This is a genomic window from Alteromonas sp. G4i35 (assembly GCF_054960375.1).
The window spans coordinates 132,965-149,140 of the sequence record NZ_JBHNZD010000010.1 but is presented as its reverse complement, the minus strand read 5'-3'; the positions used below and the strand labels follow the sequence as shown (position 1 = coordinate 149,140).

Here is a 16,176-nt window from a genome sequence, read left to right as displayed (position 1 = left end):
TTTTAGCCACATACAAAAAGGGCTGGTATTACACCAGCCCTTTGTATCATCAATTTAAAGCAGCGTGAATTATTCTGCTTCGAAACGCGCGATGCTTGCGGTAATTTCTTCTTTTGCAGCGGCAGCGTCTGCCCAACCGTCAATCTTCACCCATTTGCCTTCTTCAAGATCTTTATAGTGCTCGAAGAAGTGCTCAATTTGCTTAAGAAGAAGCGGAGGTACGTCTGCAATTTCTTTAACGTCACGATAGATAGTAGAAAGCTTGTCTACTGGTACCGCTAGTACTTTTGCGTCTTTACCAGACTCGTCAGTCATGTTTAGTACGCCAACTGGACGACACTTAATGACAGAACCTGCAAGTAGTGGGAACGGAGTCATTACTAGAACGTCAACTGGGTCGCCATCTTCAGACAACGTGTTGTTCACGTAACCGTAGTTAGTTGGGTAGTGCATGCAAGTTGCCATGAAACGGTCAACAAATAGTGCACCTGTGTCTTTGTCTACTTCGTACTTCACCGGGTCAGCGTGTGCTGGAATTTCGATGATCACATTTACTTCGTCTGGTACGTTTTTACCAGCAGAAATAGCACTCAAGCTCATTCTTTGGTCCTTTCAATGATGTATAAGAAATTTTGGGTTAAGTATACGGTGACAGCAGCAAAATAAAAACGCTTTACGACCCATGTCGTACTAATCTCTTTATTTTTCGTTAAATTTTGCTGCTTTTTCGCTATTTCGCGTTGTCGTTGTAGCTCAAGCACATCTCAACTTCTTCTTTAGAGCCGATAATGCACGGTACACGTTGATGAATTTCTTCAGGCATAACTTCCAGAATTCGACCAGTGCCAGTTTCTGCTTTTCCACCTGCTTGCTCCATTAAGAATGCCATCGGGTTAGCTTCGTAAAGCAAGCGTAATTTACCTGGCTTAGACGGGTCCCTGTTATCGAATGGATACATAAAGATGCCACCGCGACAAAGCAAACGATGGATATCACCCACCATTGCCGCTACCCAGCGCATATTAAAGTTTTTGCCTCTAGGGCCATCTTTACCTGCTAGAAGGTCGGCAATGTATGCCTGCATTGCAGGTTCCCAATGACGCTGGTTCGACGCATTAATCGAAAACTCTGACGTTTGCTCAGGTACTTGAATATTAGGGTGAGTAAGCAGGAAACCACCGTGGGTTTTATCAAGCGTATAAATGTGCGTGCCGCGACCCGTCGTCAACGCCAGCATAGTAGACGGGCCATACAGCACATAGCCTGCAGCTACCATCTGCGTTCCAGGCTGTAAGAAAGCAGACGGATCATCTGGTTTCATCCACTGAGGCGCATGGGTAATAGAGAAAATAGTACCGATTAGGCTGTTAATTTCAGTGTTTGACGACCCATCTAGCGGGTCGAAGCTTACTAAGTAATTACCGTCTGGATTACACGGCACAACGTCATCTTCTTCTTCAGAAGAAATGGCTTTTACGTAGCCAGATTCCCTTAGCGTGTCTTTTAAAATGTGGTTAGAGATAACGTCGAGCTTTTTCTGTGTTTCGCCCTGTACGTTTTCTGAAAGGGTTGAACCGAGCACGCCAGCAAGTGCGCCTTGACTCACGCGGAAAGAAATTTCTTTACAGCCCGCTAGCAGTGTACGAATGAGTAAAATTAACTCAAGCGGTGCACCGTCTTGTTGCAATTGGGAATTTAAACGTTTCATTGAATGTAAGCCTTTTTTTCGTGTGTAGGGTGTTGTGCTACCAGTCGCTCAGCTTTCCTTACCGGCGTTTGTCTGAAGCACACACAGGTTTTAAACCTGTGGTTAGATTGTAACCGTGTTCTTTGGTAAGTGGAACACGCCCGTAAAATGTCATACACACACCATACCAGTTTGCACATCATAGATTCATAGGTGTTTAGCGTATTACAACGGCTTAAGGCATTTATTGAATGATTAAAATTGAATTATCTTTAGGCCACGGGGTTCTGATACAGTACCCCAATAACATGATAATTCATTGAGAATGCGCTATGCATGTACATATTTTAGGCATTTGTGGAAGTTTTATGGGCGGCATCGCCGCTATTGCTAAATCACTCGGCCACAAAGTAACAGGGTCTGATAAAAACGTTTATCCGCCCATGAGCACCCAGCTTGAAGCATTAGGCATCGAGTTGACCGAAGGTTATTGCGAAAGCCAGTTTGATCCAGCGCCAGATATGGTAGTAATTGGTAACGCGATGTCGCGCGGTAACCCCGCCGTTGAATACGTGTTAAACCGAAACCTGCCTTATACCAGTGGCCCACAATGGTTGCTTGATAACTTACTAAAAGATCGTTGGGTCATTGGGTTATCAGGTACCCACGGTAAAACAACCACCAGCAGTATGGTCGCGTGGATTTTAGAACACGCTGGTCTTAACCCTGGTTATTTAATTGGCGGCGTTCCAGAGAACTTTGGCGTATCGGCTCGCGTGGGTGAAAGCCCCTTTTTTGTCATTGAAGCTGACGAATACGACAGCGCATTTTTCGATAAGCGTTCTAAGTTCGTGCACTATCGCCCAAAAACCTTGGTAATTAACAACCTTGAGTTTGACCATGCAGATATTTTTGCTGACCTTCGGGCTATTCAAACCCAGTTCCACCATTTGATTCGCATGGTGCCAGAAAACGGGCTTATTCTTACACCTAACAATACGCCCGCAATTGAGGATATGCTCAAGAAAGGTTGCTGGTCTTCTCGCCAATCGTTGGGCAAAGAGTGGCATGCAGAACTGTTAAAGAAAGACGGCAGTGAATTCAATGTATTACATAACGGCGTTATAGCTGGAAGGGTAACCTGGGCTTTGGTTGGTCAACACAATGTGGACAATGCTTTAATGGCCATAGCTGCCGCCCACCATGCAGGTGTTACCTTACCTGATGCCATAGACGCCTTATCATTTTTTAAGAATGTTAAGCGTCGCATGGAAGTAAAGGGTGAAGTAAACAACATCACCCTTTATGACGACTTTGCACACCACCCTACTGCAATTGCGACTACACTTGATGGACTGCGCAAGAAAGTGGGTAATGCCCGTATTCTGGCTGTGCTAGAGCCGCGCTCTAACACGATGAAAATGGGTGTGCACAAAGATACGCTGGCAAACTCATGGCAGAAAGCCGATGAGGTTTACCTTTATGAACCTGAAGGCATGGACTGGTCGTTAGTCGATTCGGTAGCGCACAGCAACGCGCCTACGCACTGCTTCAGAGATGTAGAGAAGATCGTTCAAGGCGTTTGCAACGTAGCACAACCGGGCGATCATATTCTTGTAATGAGTAACGGCGGTTTTGAAGGCATTCATGGCCGAATACTCGACGCCCTAAAAATGAAGTCCAAATTGTAAATAGACAGAATAAAACGAAGTGTTACCCGATAGACAAGCGCATTATGCTTGTCATCTACAGAGGCTATACAATGAAACATGACAAGCAAGTCACGCTTGCTATCACAGGCGCATCTGGCGCGCCTTATGCGCTTACACTATTGAAATCGCTAGTTAACGCCGAGTACCAAGTGTATGTATTAATCTCTTCCGCTGCCAAAGTGGTGTTTGCCACCGAAGAGAACGTCAAGATACCCGGGCGTCCCGAAGACGCTGCCGCGTTTTTTACCGAGCATTGCAATGCAAAACCTGACCAAATCAAGGTATTTGGAAAAGAAGAGTGGTTTTCACCAGTAGCTTCAGGCTCAGCGGCCCCCGCAAAAATGGTGGTTTGCCCGTGTTCAACAGGCACCCTCTCGGCCATTAGCATTGGCGCTAGCGACAACCTTATTGAGCGCGCAGCTGATGTCGTTCTAAAAGAGCGTGGACAACTTATTTTGGTGCCTCGTGAAATGCCACTTTCTTCTATTCATCTAGAAAATATGCTCAAGCTTTCGCAAATGGGTGCTACTATTATGCCTGCAGCGCCTGGCTTTTATCACAATCCTAAAACTATCGATGACTTGGTAGATTTTGTGGTGGCGCGCATACTAGACCACCTAGGTATTGAGCAGTCTCTTGTCGCAAGATGGGGCTACCAGTCTTCCAAACATTCTGAGGATTAACCATGTTCGCGTTTGCAAACAGGATTTGCGCAGTTGCGCTGAGCACGCTATTTACATTGTGTATTTCATCACCCGCTTTCGGATGGGGGCAAACCGGTCACCGAGTGACTGGCGCTATTGCCGAGCAATATCTTAGCCCTCTTTCACGAGCTGCACTAATGGAGTTATTACCACACGGTTCGTTGGCTGAAGCCTCAACTCACGCTGACGAAATGCGTTCTGACCCCAGCGAATTTTGGCAGAAAACCGCTAGCCCTTGGCACTATGTATCTGTACCTGAAGGAAAGACCTACGAAGAAGTTGGCGCACCAAAGCAAGGTGATGCGGTTACCGCGTTAAAGCAGTTTACTGAAACGTTAAAAAGCGACACCGCCACCATTGAAGAAAAGCGTCTGGCCCTTCAGTTCATTGTGCATATTATTGGCGATCTCCATCAACCACTTCATGCCGGCAATGGTACTGATCGTGGTGGTAACGACGTAAAAGTGCGCTTCTTCTGGCAAGACTCTAACCTACACCGCGTGTGGGACTCGCAAATGCTAGATCAGCGCGACCTGTCTTATTCGGAGTGGACGTCTTGGTTAACAAAAGCTATTACGGCTAAGGATATTCGCAGTTGGGCCACCACCGACCCTATGGTGTGGATTGAAGAAAGCACCGCTATTCGCGATACCATTTATCCTGATGACGCAAACAATATGAGCTATGACTATTTATACAACCACCTGCCTACTGCAAAACAGCGTTTGCAGATGGCGGGAATTCGAATTGCCATGTATTTGAACAACGTGTTTGACGAAGCAGAGCACTAGTCAAAAGTTGAGCTCGATTAGCATCTCATAGTTAATCGAGCTGATACACTTCCAACCTTAGCGCTTCAAGAGCCTCTGTCGTACTACCTACATCTGCTGATTTCATAAAGTCTCTCAACAGTGTCATGGCAGGTTCTGCGAATTCGTGAGGCACGACCCTATCGAAATATGGACTTGTGCTTTCTGCCGTATTTAACTGCTTTGCGCCCATATCGTTAAAGTAATTCGGAAAATGCTCACTTCCCGCCAAAGGAGAAAATCCCCCTGCGTGAAGATTAAATCGCGACTGGGCCTTGTGTGTCGCCATGAACGATAAAAATTGTCGCGCCGCTTTTTGCTTCGAAGAACTAGCCCGAACAAAAAACACATCCAAAGGAGCTAGCTCAATGGTTTCTTGACCGGGACTGAGCTCTGGGAAAGAAAATATCCTAATTTTTGACTCTGCACTTTCAGGAATACGCGAGCTTAGAAAATGTCCAATTAACGTAACGCCTGCCAAGCCTCGGTATAGATAAGGCATGGGATCATACCAGTCCATGTTCTCTCCCGTATCCATGAAATAACCCTTATCAATGAGTACTTTCCACAGAAGAAAAACCTGCACGACTCGCTCATCTTTATATGAGACACTGCCTGATAACAGTTCGTGGTGAAAGGACTCTCCATAAAGCCGTAAACTAATGAATTCAAACCAGCTTGTTAATACCCACGGCGCATCATACCCAATGGCTATGGGCGTAATACCTTTCTCTTTTAAAGCCTGACAGAGGTGAAGAAATTCGTCCCACGTATTTGGTGCAGCGAGTCCCATAGAATCAAAAAGCTCAGCATTATAAAAAAATGACCACGGATAATGGGATACCGGAATAGCGTAGAAGCGGCCATTAAGGCTAACTTGAGAGGACACCGACACTCTAAACGCATCTGTTAGTCGCTGTGCTTGCCAAACGTCACTTATGTCGCTCACCCATCCACTGCGAACAAGGTCGAGCAGCCGCTCGTCGCCATACCAATAAAGTACGTCTGGCCCTTCACCCGTTTTAAGCCATTTGAGAACTTGCTGCTTATACTTATCGGTATGTACGCCCACCGCATTGAGCGTAATATCAGGCGCTATTTTGGCAAATTCTTGCTCAATGTCAGAGATTAAGTAACGTTCGTTAACGTTATCATTCAGCCATCCGACAGTAAGCGTCTCTGCCTTTGAGGGCAACGCCAACATCGCCCAAAAAACGGTAAGATAAAAAGGATATAACCCGTAAATTGCTCGCACCAAAAGCCCCTGCTTAAACTGAGTTTGCAGAACTTATCGGTTAATAAACGCTAGGTGCGCCCCTAAAATTACGCGCTATTTATGGCACTCAGTCCAGATCGAGAGGTTCAGGAGAGAGAATAACGCCCGTGCTATCAGCATACAAATGATCTTCTGGTAAAAACGTAACGCCACCAAAGTTAACGGGCACGTCTACCTCACCAATACTTTCACACTCAGCATTTACTGGAATGGCGGCTACCGCCAAAACACCGATATCTAATTCGGCAAGGCTATCAACTTCTCGCACGCTGCCGTATATCACAACCCCTTCCCAATCGTTGTCGATTGCAACTTGAGCAGAGGATGCATCGAACAGTGCACGACGGCTAGAACCACCGCCATCAATAAGCAGTACTTTTCCAGCGCCGGGCTGAGCAAGTACTCGGTCGATAAGGCCTCTGTCTTCAAAGCATTTAATTGTGGTAATTTCACCACCGAAAGAATACCGGCCACCAAAGCTCGCGAAAATTGGATCTACCACGTCTACGCTATCAGCAAACAAATCGCATAATTCAGATGTGTTGTATTCCATCGTTCTGCCTTACTAAAATTGAGAAGACTAAAATTAAGTGAAAACAAAGCGCTGCTTACGCTTCTAAAACTAGCATAGCATTAAATGTGGCAATGCAAACGTTTGATTTAACGCCTTTCGTCGAATTTTCTACTTTTTTCAAAACTCATCAAAACTTGCTCTCCCCTCCCCAAAATGAGCACATATTTTGCTTAGCTTTTTGTCTTTTACAGCCATTCCCAATATCTGTTCGCCAGGACAAAAGAAAAAGTAAAAGCGAAGCTCGCTGTCAAAAAAGTTTCTTTTTTTCGTCACCCACTGGTCACAGATGAACTTTAGCCTGTGCAGTAATTAACCGATAGGGGACAAGGCGATGTTGATTAAATCCTTGACCAAATACGATACTGACTTGTTTTATCGCCTGTACAAACTGACGCAAAAAAGAGACTGCAGAAGTATTATCTGGCTGTCGAAAACCGGCGATGGTTACCTGTACCTTGTTATCGGTGCGCTGCTTTGGGCATTTGAGCCTGAACACGGTGAGCTTTTCCTCTACACAGCGCTGATGGCTTATGCGCTGGAATTACCCATTTATGTGCTGCTTAAGAAAATGTTCAAGCGCCCTCGCCCTTGCGATTTTCTAATGAATTTAACAGCACATGTCACGCCTTCTGATAAATTTTCTCTTCCTTCAGGCCACACGGCAGCAGCCACATTGATGGCGAGTATAGTGGCTCATTATTATCCGTCGTTTGCGGTATTGGCTTACAGCTGGGCCGCGTTAATTGGTCTTTCACGTGTGTTACTGGGTGTTCATTACCCGTCAGACGTGATCGCAGGGACGCTTCTAGGCGTTACAATAGCAACGTTGAGCATTTCTATTCTGGGGTAGCATGAGATTATTGTATGGTGTGCAAGGCACCGGTAACGGACACATCGCCCGTGCGCGAATAATGGCTGCAGCTCTGGCACAGCGCGATGACATTAACGTTGACTTTGTGTTTACCGGTCGTCCCCCTGAGAAGTATTTCGACATGGAAATATTCGGAGAATACCGAACCTTTACTGGCCTGAGCTTTATCACCAAAGGAGGCCGGGTTGATAAATGGGCGACCGTTAAAGATGCAAATGTAAGCCAGTTTATTAAAGACGTGAAAGCCTTTGATACCAGCAACTACGATTTGCTGGTCAATGACTTTGAGCCCGTCACGGCGTGGGCAGCTAAACAGCAAGGTCTACCTTCTATTTCGATTAGCCATCAGGCTGCATTTGCCTACGACGTCCCTAAAAGTGGCAACACGATTTTCGATTCCTTGCTCATGAAAGTGTTTGCACCAACAGAGATGCAACTGGGTGTACACTGGTATCACTTCAATCAACCGATTATTCCGCCATTCGTTGCAGAAAAACCGATTGTGTCTTCGGGAAATGGTCACGTTCTGGTTTACTTACCTTTTGAAGATATTGAAGATGTTCAACAAATGTTGGAACCGCTAAGCGATCAGGTTTTCGAATGCTTTCACCCGAACATCGATGAAGCGAAAGAAGTGGGACATATTCATTGGCACCCAACGTCTAAGAAGCACTTTCAAAAAGCCCTACAGCACGCCAGCGGCGTAATCGCCAATGGGGGGTTTGAGCTATCGAGTGAGGCACTTCAACTGGGCAAGAAGCTGCTTATAAAACCTTTACACGGCCAGTTTGAGCAACTATCGAATGTGCTTACGTTAAATAAATTGGATTTATGCCAAACCCTGTTTCAACTTGATACCGACATTGTTGAAGAGTGGCTAGAAGCTCCTGACAACGAAGCAATTGCCTTTCCAGACAACCCCAATATTCTTATCGATTGGCTTAAAAACAAAGATTTTTCTGATACGCAGAGCCTGTGCGATGCGCTTTGGAAAAACGTTCGATATGGCGATAAAACACAAGAACGATTATTGGCTCTTGCAATTTAACGCCGCAATGCGATGATAGCGGCATTTGTCGTATTCTTCGCGGGATTTTTCGTGCTTAAAAAGTCAGTTGTTTTCTTGCTAACACTCACAGCATTATGTGGCTGTGGTTACAAAGGGGCGCTCTACATTCCTGAGGCGCCTGCACAAAACACCTCTGCTGAACCAGCGTCTTCTGAAAATGCAGAAACCGGCGCCGACTCTGACACCAATAACACTTCACCCGCAACTACTTCTGGAGAGCTGAACTAGTGGATTATTTCGCCTACAGCCAAGGTCAGCTTCATGCTGAACAAGTGGCTGTTTCTGATATTGCAGCCCAGCATGGAACGCCGGTTTACATCTATTCACGTGCAACATTAGAGCGTCATTGGCACGCATTTAATGATGCCATTGGTGAGCATCCTCACCTTGTGTGTTACGCGGTAAAAGCGAATTCGAACATCGGTGTATTAAGCGTTCTAGCCAAATTAGGTTCAGGCTTTGATATCGTTTCAGCAGGTGAACTCGCTCGCGTAATCGAGGCCGGTGGGGATGCAAGTAAGGTAGTATTTTCAGGCGTTGGTAAAAAGCATGATGAAATTCGCTATGCGCTAGAACAAGGCATCATGTGTTTCAACGTAGAATCAGAGCCAGAGCTTCATCGAATTAACCAGGTTGCGGGCGAAATGGGCGTGAAAGCCTCTATTTCACTGCGCATAAACCCGGATGTGGATGCCAAAACTCACCCTTATATTTCTACAGGCTTGAAGGCGAATAAATTCGGTATTGCTCGTGAGCGAGCGCTTGCTACCTATGAATTGGCCGCATCGCTACCTCATTTAAATGTTGTTGGCATGGACTGCCATATCGGCTCGCAGCTCACAGAAATCGGCCCATTTGTAGACGCCTTGGAGCGCTTGCTTCTGCTTATTGATGAATTAGCTGAACGCAACATTATCATTGAACATTTAGATGTAGGCGGTGGTCTTGGCGTTACTTATTACAACGAGCAACCACCTCATCCTAAAGCCTATGCACAAGCCATGGCTGAAAAAATGGTAGGCCGTGAAAACCTAAAGCTTATTCTTGAGCCAGGCCGCGCTATTGCAGCAAACGCCGGTATTTTAGTTACCGAAGTTGAATTCATTAAAGAAGGTGAAGAAAAAAGCTTCGCCATTGTCGACGCTGCAATGAACGATTTATTACGCCCTGCACTTTACTCAGCATGGCAAAAAATTATTCCTGTAAAAGAAGAAACTACGGCAACAGCACGTATTTACGATGTAGTCGGCCCAGTGTGTGAAACTGGTGACTTTATAGGAAAAGATCGTGAATTAGCCATTGAGCCAACAGACTTACTTGCAGTTCGCAGCGCCGGTGCCTATGGTTTTGTTATGGCGTCAAACTACAACAGCCGCTGTCGTCCAGCCGAGATTATGGTAGATGGTGACGAAGCAATTGTGGTTCGTGAAAGAGAAAAACAAAAAGATCTCTGGCAAGGTGAGTACAAACTTCCGTAAACTAGAGACAAACTAACAAGATAGATGCGCGTTTAATGCAGGTTCAATTTTCTAAAATGCACGGTTTGGGTAACGATTTCATGGTTATTGATAACGTTACTCAGAACGTCTTTTTCTCTAAAGAAAAAATTCAGCAACTGGCTAACCGAAACTTCGGCATTGGCTTCGACCAGCTGTTGATGGTGGAACCGCCTTACGATCCTGAGCAAGACTTCCACTATCGTATCTTCAACGCGGATGGTTCGGAAGTAGAACAGTGTGGCAATGGCGCACGCTGCTTCGCACGTTTTGTTAAGCAAAAAGGTCTCATTAATCGCAACAAAATTGTCGTAAGCACCAAAGCTGGAAAAATGGTGCTGTATCTTGAGAAAGATGGTCAGGTTACTGTGAACATGGGTAAACCTGAATTCGAACCTGCGAATATTCCACTTAAAGCCAATAAGCAAGAAAACACCTACATATTGCGAGTCGGCGAGAGCACGCTATTCATTGGTTCGGCATCGATGGGTAACCCACATTGCGTGATGGAAGTCGACGACGTTGATACTGCTAATGTGGCCGAGATTGGTCCGCTTGTTGAAAAGCACGAACGCTTCCCTGAAGGCGTAAACGTTGGCTTTATGCAAATAATCAATGAGTCACATATTAAACTTCGCGTATTTGAACGAGGTTCAGGTGAGACCTTGGCCTGTGGTAGCGGCGCTTGTGCAGCGGTTGCAATTGGCCAGATTCAGGGTAAATTAGGAAAAGACGTGCGGGTGGACTTACCCGGAGGCAGTTTACGTATACGCTGGCCTGGCCCAGATAACGTGTTAAAAATGACAGGGCCTGCTGAGCACGTGTACGACGGACATATAAATCTATGAGCGAATTATCAGGGCAGTCTAACGCTACGCAATTGATTGAGCCATTCAACGACACAACGGAATTGTCGAGTGCCGATGTGCGCGCGTTCTTGTTACAAAACCCTGAGTTCTTTGCCGAGCACTCCGACCTTCTTGAAAAAATTAAGCTTCCCCACGAGCAGAAAGGCAGTGTTTCACTGGTAGAAATTCAAAGCGATCAGCTTCGAAAGAAAGTTAGGCAGCTTAATTTTAAACTCAATCAGCTGGTGAGCATCGCTAAACAAAACGAAAAAATATATCGCGTTTACACCGATTTAAACGTGCAGCTTCTGCGCTGTGAAAGTGTTGCCGAAGTTCAGTTTACTTTGGAAGATGTGCTTCAAGAGCGTTTACAATTGTCGTCGGCGGTCATTAAAAGCTTTAAAGGTCCGCACGCGATCCCCGAACTACAGCAACGTTTATTTACTGAAAAACGCTTTAAAAATACCAACTTTTTCTTCGGTCGATTATCTCAGCACGAACGACAGCTTCTTTTCGGAGAAAGCCCTGCGGAGTCTGTAGCGCTAATGCTGCTTGGTGACAACCGTGAACTCGGTATTTTAGGTATTAGCAGCAGTGACGCCAGCCACTTCACCCCAGATATGGACACCTTGTTACTTCAACAGCTTCAGCAAGTGCTTAATATCATCTTGCCTGAAATGATGGGATATTAGGTGTAGTGTCTACGGACGCATTGATAAGCGAGCCTTGCCAGCAATGGCTAGATAAGTTTCTGCTACATCTACAGGTGGAGCGTGGGCTATCTCTTCACACCATCAAAAACTACCAGCGCCAGCTTACCGAAGTTGCAAAGTTACTTGGGCTTTACGAGTGGTCGGGACTAACGCCAAGCGACATAAAGCGGGTAATGGCTGATGCAAAGATGTCAGGGCACAGCCCGCGCAGTATAGCATTGCGCCTATCGGCACTTAGAACCTTCTGCCAATATCTTATCGATCATCAGCAACTATTCAGCAACCCTGTAGAAGGTATTCAAGCTCCGAAGCAAGGGAAGCCATTGCCTAAGCAACTAAGCGTGGATGAAATGCAGCAGCTTCTTAATGCCTCCCCCCGAAGCAGTGACGACGATGAGGGTATGCAATTACGTGATGTGGCTATGTTTGAGCTACTTTATGGCTGTGGACTGCGCTTAAGCGAACTGACTGGGCTCAATTTGGCCGACTGTCTAAAGGACGGTACCGTGAAGGTCATGGGTAAAGGAAGTAAACAGCGAATACTTCCGTTAGGCCGACACGCACAAAAAGCACTTAACGCATGGTTAAAGGTACGCCCTGCCTACGCATCACCTTACGAAAGTGCGGTCTTTGTGAGTAAGCGCAAAACCCGCATATCCAATCGACAAGTCGCTAATCGCCTCGATAAAATGGCAAGCGAACAGTCGCTGTCACAAAAAGTAAGCCCTCACAAACTGCGCCATTCCTTTGCTACCCACGTATTAGAATCCAGCGGAGATTTGCGTGCGGTTCAAGAGCTATTAGGTCATGCTAACTTGTCAACGACACAAGTTTATACCCATCTGGATTTTCAGCATCTCGCTAAGGTTTATGACGCGGCTCACCCTCGCGCACACAAGAAATAACGCTACTAGAAGGTTTCCCCATGCAGTTTTTCAGGTCTATCAATAACGTCGAGGCTATGACCTTCGACCTTGATGACACCCTCTACAATAATGAACCTATTATTCGACGCGCAGAGCAAGCCCTTCAAGCGCATATTGCTGAACATCACAAACATGCGGCTAAGCTAACATCACTTGATTGGCTACAGCTTAAACGTGCGGCTATCGCCAAAGACGCGCGGTTGGCTTCTGATATGGGGCAGCTTCGTCGCGTTGTTTTAAACGCTGCACTATCTGGCACGCCAGCAAACCAGTTATCAATAGTCCCTACAGAAGACACTGCATTACGTGCTGCTGTAGACAGCTGCTTTAATTGTTTTTATGACGCAAGAAGCGATTTTGCATTAGCCAGCAATGTTCACCACACCCTCGATAAACTTAGCCAGCACTTACCGCTCGTTGGTATTACTAACGGCAATGTAAACGCGCAAAAAGTAGGGTTAGACCGTTACTTCACGGCGATCTTACACGCCAGTGTGGAACGGCCTATGAAGCCTGCTCAAAACATGTTTGATGAAGCGGCCTCACTGATAAAGGTAACGCCGTCGCACATTTTACATGTGGGCGATAATATTATTAAAGACGTCTTCGGTGCCATTAATGCAGGCTATCAGTCGGCTTGGTTTGCATGTAATCGTCCAATGCAGTTGAAATTAGAACCCGTTTCAGTACTTCCACACGTTCAACTTGATTCATTAGAAGAGCTTATTCAATTTGTCTAGGCGCTATTTATCTCGAAAATACAGACCTCTACTACTCATTCTTTTGCGGGATGTGAACCTTTGAGTAAGCCGCATTATTAAAGGTCTAGAGAGCCGCACTTAGGGTGTATAGATTTTAACGCTCACTCGTTATACACTGAAAACTGAAGTCGTAGTTTTTGTGTCCTCATGGAAAAACCTGCTATCTCGAAGTCAAGGTCGCAACAAGCGTCCAAGGTAGATAAGCCAACCTCGAATGTTCATGAACATGCCGAGACAGGTCGCTCTTTTTGGCCGTTTAAGCCACTGTCTGGCTTGTATCAAGATGTATTTATTATCTTGTCTTGGATTGCCATATGGCAAATTGGACGCATTGTTGAATACACTGAACACGCCAGTGTTTGGTTTCCTGCGGCAGGCTACACCCTTGCATGCTTCTTAGTTTTAGGTTGGCGCGCGGTAGTGCCTATTATGGTGGCCGCCATTGCGATTACCGTCTGGAATGGTCATAACTACTCGCTGCCGTTAAGTAACGTAGAAATGATGTGGGGCGGCGTGTTATTCGGCGTTGCACATATGCTCCCTTACTATGCAGGAGCCAGTGTTCTCGGCCATCTATTGAGAAAGCCCGACGTCACCACACCCCAATTAATCGTCTCGTTCTTAATCATCGGCTGTATTTCGTCGTTAGTTGCTACGCAACTAGTCATTGGTTCACTTGTTCTCACTAATCAGATGTCAGCGGCGGATATTAAAGAAGCGATGCTGCCCTTTTGGATAGGGGATATGGCTGGTGTTGTAGTGCTTGCACCTCTTTTTGCTGGCTTGTTAGTAAAAATAAGTGCGGCTTCTAAAATAGACCTCTTAGCATTTTCTAACTGCGCTTCATCCGATTTACACAGCTACTTTAAAAAAGTGGCAATCAATTTGGCCCTCATACTATTCGTCATGTTATTGGCAAAACTTACCCAGTCTCGTGACAGTGCATTTGCTATCTTTTTTCTCGCCATTACCCACATGTGGATAGCGTGTACTGAAAGCACGAAGCGTAATGTTATAAGCCTTGCAATAAGCAGCCTATGCATTGTTTTGCTGGTGCATATATTCGCCTTAATGGATTACGTCAAGGTGTATCAGTTTGCACTCAACGTTATTGCAGCCAACGCTTTATTTGGTATAGCCATTCCTCAGTTACAAGCAGACAATGCTTTGCTCAAAGACCGTGTTTTTGTGGATACCTTAACCCAAGCTTATACGCGGGAGTATTTGGCTCAGCGCAGCGCACTAGAAATGGCTCAGAGCCGTGAATCTGGAAGCTCGCTTTATTTCGTTATGTTTGATTTAGATAAGTTTAAACGTATTAACGACGAATTAGGCCATGTAGACGGCGACAACGCATTGCGCCGACTAAGTCAGGTGACGAAGGATATTGTGCGTAAAGCTGATGTTTTTGCCCGTTTCGGCGGCGACGAATTTGTATTGCTTCTGCCTAATATCAGCGAGCAAAACGCCCTTAATTTGGTGGAAAAAGTACGTGAAGGAATAAACGCAATCGTTATTTCAGAAGTGTCATTATCATCGAGCTTCGGCGTCACTCTCATGCAGCAAAGCGATACACTCGAGACACTTATTCAGCGCGCCGATCGGGCACTCTACGCATCAAAAGAAAAAGGCGGCAACACAATAACCCTTGAATAATGGGGTCAGAGTACATTTAATCGCTCAAATACGCTGACGACAAAAATGTACTCTGACCCCGTTATTACGAAAGCAGAAATGTACTCTGACCCCAATTTTATACGTGGGAGTTATCTTCTAGTACGTTTTGGCGCATGGATTCACATGGGCTTTGACAAACCGGTCTCCCAACCACTTTAGCTGGAACACCCACCACAGTAACGTGAGCTGGAACACTATTGAGTACAACGCTACCAGCGCCTACTTTTGAGCCTTCACCTATCTCAATATTTCCAAGGATCTTGGCGCCAGCGCCAATTAACACGCCTTGGCGAATTTTAGGGTGGCGGTCGCCCGACTCGTTACCGGTACCACCTAATGTAACGCTCTGCAAAATAGATACGTTGTCTTCAACCACTGCAGTTTCGCCCACTACAATGCCAGTTGCATGGTCAAACATGACGCCTTTACCTATACGCGCAGCAGGGTGGATATCTACACCAAAGCTTGCCGAGTTGCGGCTTTGTAAGAATAAAGCAAGCTGATGACGCCCATGAACCCAAAGGTAATGCGCCATGCGGTGTACTTGCACAGCATGAAAACCTTTAAAGTGAAGTAAGGGAGTAAGGTAATCGTTGACCGCCGCATCCCGCGCCTTAATCGCTAGAATGTCAGCAATAGCCGCTTCGCTGATGCCTGGCTCAAGTAAGTAAGCTTCATCGAAAACTTCACGAATGGCGAGCGCAGGCATAACGTCGTCTGCCATTTTGTTCGACAGAATAAAGCTTAGCGACGATTCAAAGTTGTGATGTGCAAGAACACTGGCATGCACATAGCTAGACAGCAAAGGCTCTTTTTCAGCAACAACTTGCGCTTCTTGTTTCAGCGTAGACCAAAAATCGATGGGCGTAGTAAGTGCGGTCATGAGCATGTCCCGTTATATAAAAATGCTGTGTTCTATCAGAAAATTGGGTAAGCAATCTAAACTTGTTCCTTGCTGTGCATATCTATGCTGACAAAAAGAAACGCATAAAAGTTTACCTGAGTTTGATGTGATGCAATACCGATGTGATACCGACCAAGCGCATAATTCGA

17 protein-coding genes are annotated in these 16,176 nt (G+C 45.8%); 12 read left to right on the top strand and 5 right to left on the bottom strand.

What is annotated here, in order from left to right; all coding sequences use genetic code 11:
- Positions 1-69 precede the first annotated feature (69 nt).
- Positions 70-600 carry an inorganic diphosphatase gene (gene ppa / locus ACFI6L_RS08330; RefSeq protein WP_014947861.1) on the bottom strand — a complete coding sequence of 177 codons (531 nt, stop codon included), beginning with the start codon at positions 598-600 and terminating at the stop codon, positions 70-72.
- 130 nt (positions 601-730) lie between these two features.
- On the bottom strand, positions 731-1,708 hold the full coding sequence (locus ACFI6L_RS08325; protein ID WP_014947860.1) for a class 1 fructose-bisphosphatase: 978 nt from the start codon (positions 1,706-1,708) through the stop codon (positions 731-733).
- Between the two features lie 311 nt (positions 1,709-2,019).
- On the opposite strand from ACFI6L_RS08325, the gene mpl reads away from it, so the two are divergent.
- The 3 genes from mpl to ACFI6L_RS08310 all read left to right on the top strand — a co-directional run bounded on the left by mpl (position 2,020) and on the right by ACFI6L_RS08310 (position 4,894).
- Positions 2,020-3,378, top strand: coding sequence for a UDP-N-acetylmuramate:L-alanyl-gamma-D-glutamyl-meso-diaminopimelate ligase (mpl, locus tag ACFI6L_RS08320; protein ID WP_462573769.1), 1,359 nt, complete (start codon positions 2,020-2,022; stop codon positions 3,376-3,378).
- Positions 3,379-3,449: 71 nt separating this feature from the next.
- Entirely contained in the window at positions 3,450-4,082 is a 633-nt protein-coding gene (locus ACFI6L_RS08315) for a flavin prenyltransferase UbiX (protein WP_462573768.1), read from the top strand.
- 2 nt (positions 4,083-4,084) lie between these two features.
- Positions 4,085-4,894, top strand: coding sequence for a S1/P1 nuclease (locus ACFI6L_RS08310; protein WP_462573767.1), 810 nt, complete (start codon positions 4,085-4,087; stop codon positions 4,892-4,894).
- A gap of 31 nt (positions 4,895-4,925) precedes the next feature.
- Here ACFI6L_RS08310 and ACFI6L_RS08305 read toward each other — a convergent pair whose 3' ends face one another.
- Positions 4,926-6,167 carry an ABC transporter substrate-binding protein gene (locus ACFI6L_RS08305; RefSeq protein WP_462573766.1) on the bottom strand — a complete coding sequence of 414 codons (1,242 nt, stop codon included), beginning with the start codon at positions 6,165-6,167 and terminating at the stop codon, positions 4,926-4,928.
- Positions 6,168-6,255: 88 nt separating this feature from the next.
- The gene (gene rraA, locus ACFI6L_RS08300; RefSeq protein ID WP_014947855.1) at positions 6,256-6,741 is read right to left on the bottom strand and encodes a ribonuclease E activity regulator RraA; all 486 of its coding nucleotides are present in this window, start codon (positions 6,739-6,741) and stop codon (positions 6,256-6,258) included.
- 352 nt (positions 6,742-7,093) lie between these two features.
- Here rraA and ACFI6L_RS08295 point away from each other — a divergent pair, with 352 nt between their 5' ends.
- The 9 genes from ACFI6L_RS08295 (at position 7,094) to ACFI6L_RS08255 (ending at position 15,102) form a co-directional block, all read left to right on the top strand.
- The gene (locus ACFI6L_RS08295; protein ID WP_014947854.1) at positions 7,094-7,612 is read left to right on the top strand and encodes a phosphatase PAP2 family protein; all 519 of its coding nucleotides are present in this window, start codon (positions 7,094-7,096) and stop codon (positions 7,610-7,612) included.
- Between the two features lies 1 nt (position 7,613).
- Positions 7,614-8,681 (top strand): MJ1255/VC2487 family glycosyltransferase, encoded by a 1,068-nt coding sequence (locus ACFI6L_RS08290; RefSeq protein ID WP_287149005.1) that lies wholly within the window; start codon positions 7,614-7,616, stop codon positions 8,679-8,681.
- A 12-nt stretch (positions 8,682-8,693) separates the two neighbouring features.
- Positions 8,694-8,930 (top strand): LPS translocon maturation chaperone LptM, encoded by a 237-nt coding sequence (gene lptM / locus ACFI6L_RS08285; RefSeq protein ID WP_014975353.1) that lies wholly within the window; start codon positions 8,694-8,696, stop codon positions 8,928-8,930.
- Positions 8,930-10,180 (top strand): diaminopimelate decarboxylase family protein, encoded by a 1,251-nt coding sequence (gene lysA / locus ACFI6L_RS08280; protein WP_462573765.1) that lies wholly within the window; start codon positions 8,930-8,932, stop codon positions 10,178-10,180. Before lptM ends, lysA begins: the two co-directional genes overlap by 1 nt.
- Positions 10,181-10,215: 35 nt before the next feature.
- Positions 10,216-11,046, top strand: coding sequence for a diaminopimelate epimerase (gene dapF, locus ACFI6L_RS08275; protein WP_014947850.1), 831 nt, complete (start codon positions 10,216-10,218; stop codon positions 11,044-11,046).
- Complete coding sequence (locus ACFI6L_RS08270) at positions 11,043-11,738, top strand: DUF484 family protein (RefSeq protein WP_014975351.1); 696 nt, start codon at positions 11,043-11,045, stop codon at positions 11,736-11,738. The genes dapF and ACFI6L_RS08270 overlap by 4 nt, the downstream gene beginning before the upstream one ends.
- A gap of 5 nt (positions 11,739-11,743) precedes the next feature.
- Entirely contained in the window at positions 11,744-12,664 is a 921-nt protein-coding gene (gene xerC, locus ACFI6L_RS08265) for a tyrosine recombinase XerC (RefSeq protein ID WP_014947848.1), read from the top strand.
- A 20-nt stretch (positions 12,665-12,684) separates the two neighbouring features.
- On the top strand, positions 12,685-13,425 hold the full coding sequence (locus ACFI6L_RS08260) for an HAD-IA family hydrolase (protein ID WP_014947847.1): 741 nt from the start codon (positions 12,685-12,687) through the stop codon (positions 13,423-13,425).
- 168 nt (positions 13,426-13,593) lie between these two features.
- Complete coding sequence (locus ACFI6L_RS08255; RefSeq protein ID WP_462573764.1) at positions 13,594-15,102, top strand: sensor domain-containing diguanylate cyclase; 1,509 nt, start codon at positions 13,594-13,596, stop codon at positions 15,100-15,102.
- Positions 15,103-15,199: 97 nt separating this feature from the next.
- On the opposite strand, the gene cysE is transcribed toward ACFI6L_RS08255, so the two are convergent.
- Positions 15,200-16,006 carry a serine O-acetyltransferase gene (cysE, locus tag ACFI6L_RS08250; RefSeq protein ID WP_014947845.1) on the bottom strand — a complete coding sequence of 269 codons (807 nt, stop codon included), beginning with the start codon at positions 16,004-16,006 and terminating at the stop codon, positions 15,200-15,202.
- Positions 16,007-16,176: the final 170 nt, after the last annotated feature.

Bases quoted from the DNA above. Each gene is read 5' to 3' on its own strand.
- ppa (WP_014947861.1), bottom strand. From the start codon at position 600: ATGAGCTTGAGTGCTATTTCTGCTGGTAAAAACGTACCAGACGAAGTA.
- ACFI6L_RS08325 (WP_014947860.1), bottom strand. From the start codon at position 1,708: ATGAAACGTTTAAATTCCCAATTGCAACAAGACGGTGCACCGCTTGAG.
- mpl (WP_462573769.1), top strand. From the start codon at position 2,020: ATGCATGTACATATTTTAGGCATTTGTGGAAGTTTTATGGGCGGCATC.
- ACFI6L_RS08315 (WP_462573768.1), top strand. From the start codon at position 3,450: ATGAAACATGACAAGCAAGTCACGCTTGCTATCACAGGCGCATCTGGC.
- ACFI6L_RS08310 (WP_462573767.1), top strand. From the start codon at position 4,085: ATGTTCGCGTTTGCAAACAGGATTTGCGCAGTTGCGCTGAGCACGCTA.
- rraA (WP_014947855.1), bottom strand. From the start codon at position 6,741: ATGGAATACAACACATCTGAATTATGCGATTTGTTTGCTGATAGCGTA.
- ACFI6L_RS08295 (WP_014947854.1), top strand. From the start codon at position 7,094: ATGTTGATTAAATCCTTGACCAAATACGATACTGACTTGTTTTATCGC.
- ACFI6L_RS08290 (WP_287149005.1), top strand. From the start codon at position 7,614: ATGAGATTATTGTATGGTGTGCAAGGCACCGGTAACGGACACATCGCC.
- lptM (WP_014975353.1), top strand. From the start codon at position 8,694: ATGATAGCGGCATTTGTCGTATTCTTCGCGGGATTTTTCGTGCTTAAA.
- dapF (WP_014947850.1), top strand. From the start codon at position 10,216: ATGCAGGTTCAATTTTCTAAAATGCACGGTTTGGGTAACGATTTCATG.
- ACFI6L_RS08270 (WP_014975351.1), top strand. From the start codon at position 11,043: ATGAGCGAATTATCAGGGCAGTCTAACGCTACGCAATTGATTGAGCCA.
- ACFI6L_RS08260 (WP_014947847.1), top strand. From the start codon at position 12,685: ATGCAGTTTTTCAGGTCTATCAATAACGTCGAGGCTATGACCTTCGAC.
- ACFI6L_RS08255 (WP_462573764.1), top strand. From the start codon at position 13,594: ATGGAAAAACCTGCTATCTCGAAGTCAAGGTCGCAACAAGCGTCCAAG.
- cysE (WP_014947845.1), bottom strand. From the start codon at position 16,006: ATGACCGCACTTACTACGCCCATCGATTTTTGGTCTACGCTGAAACAA.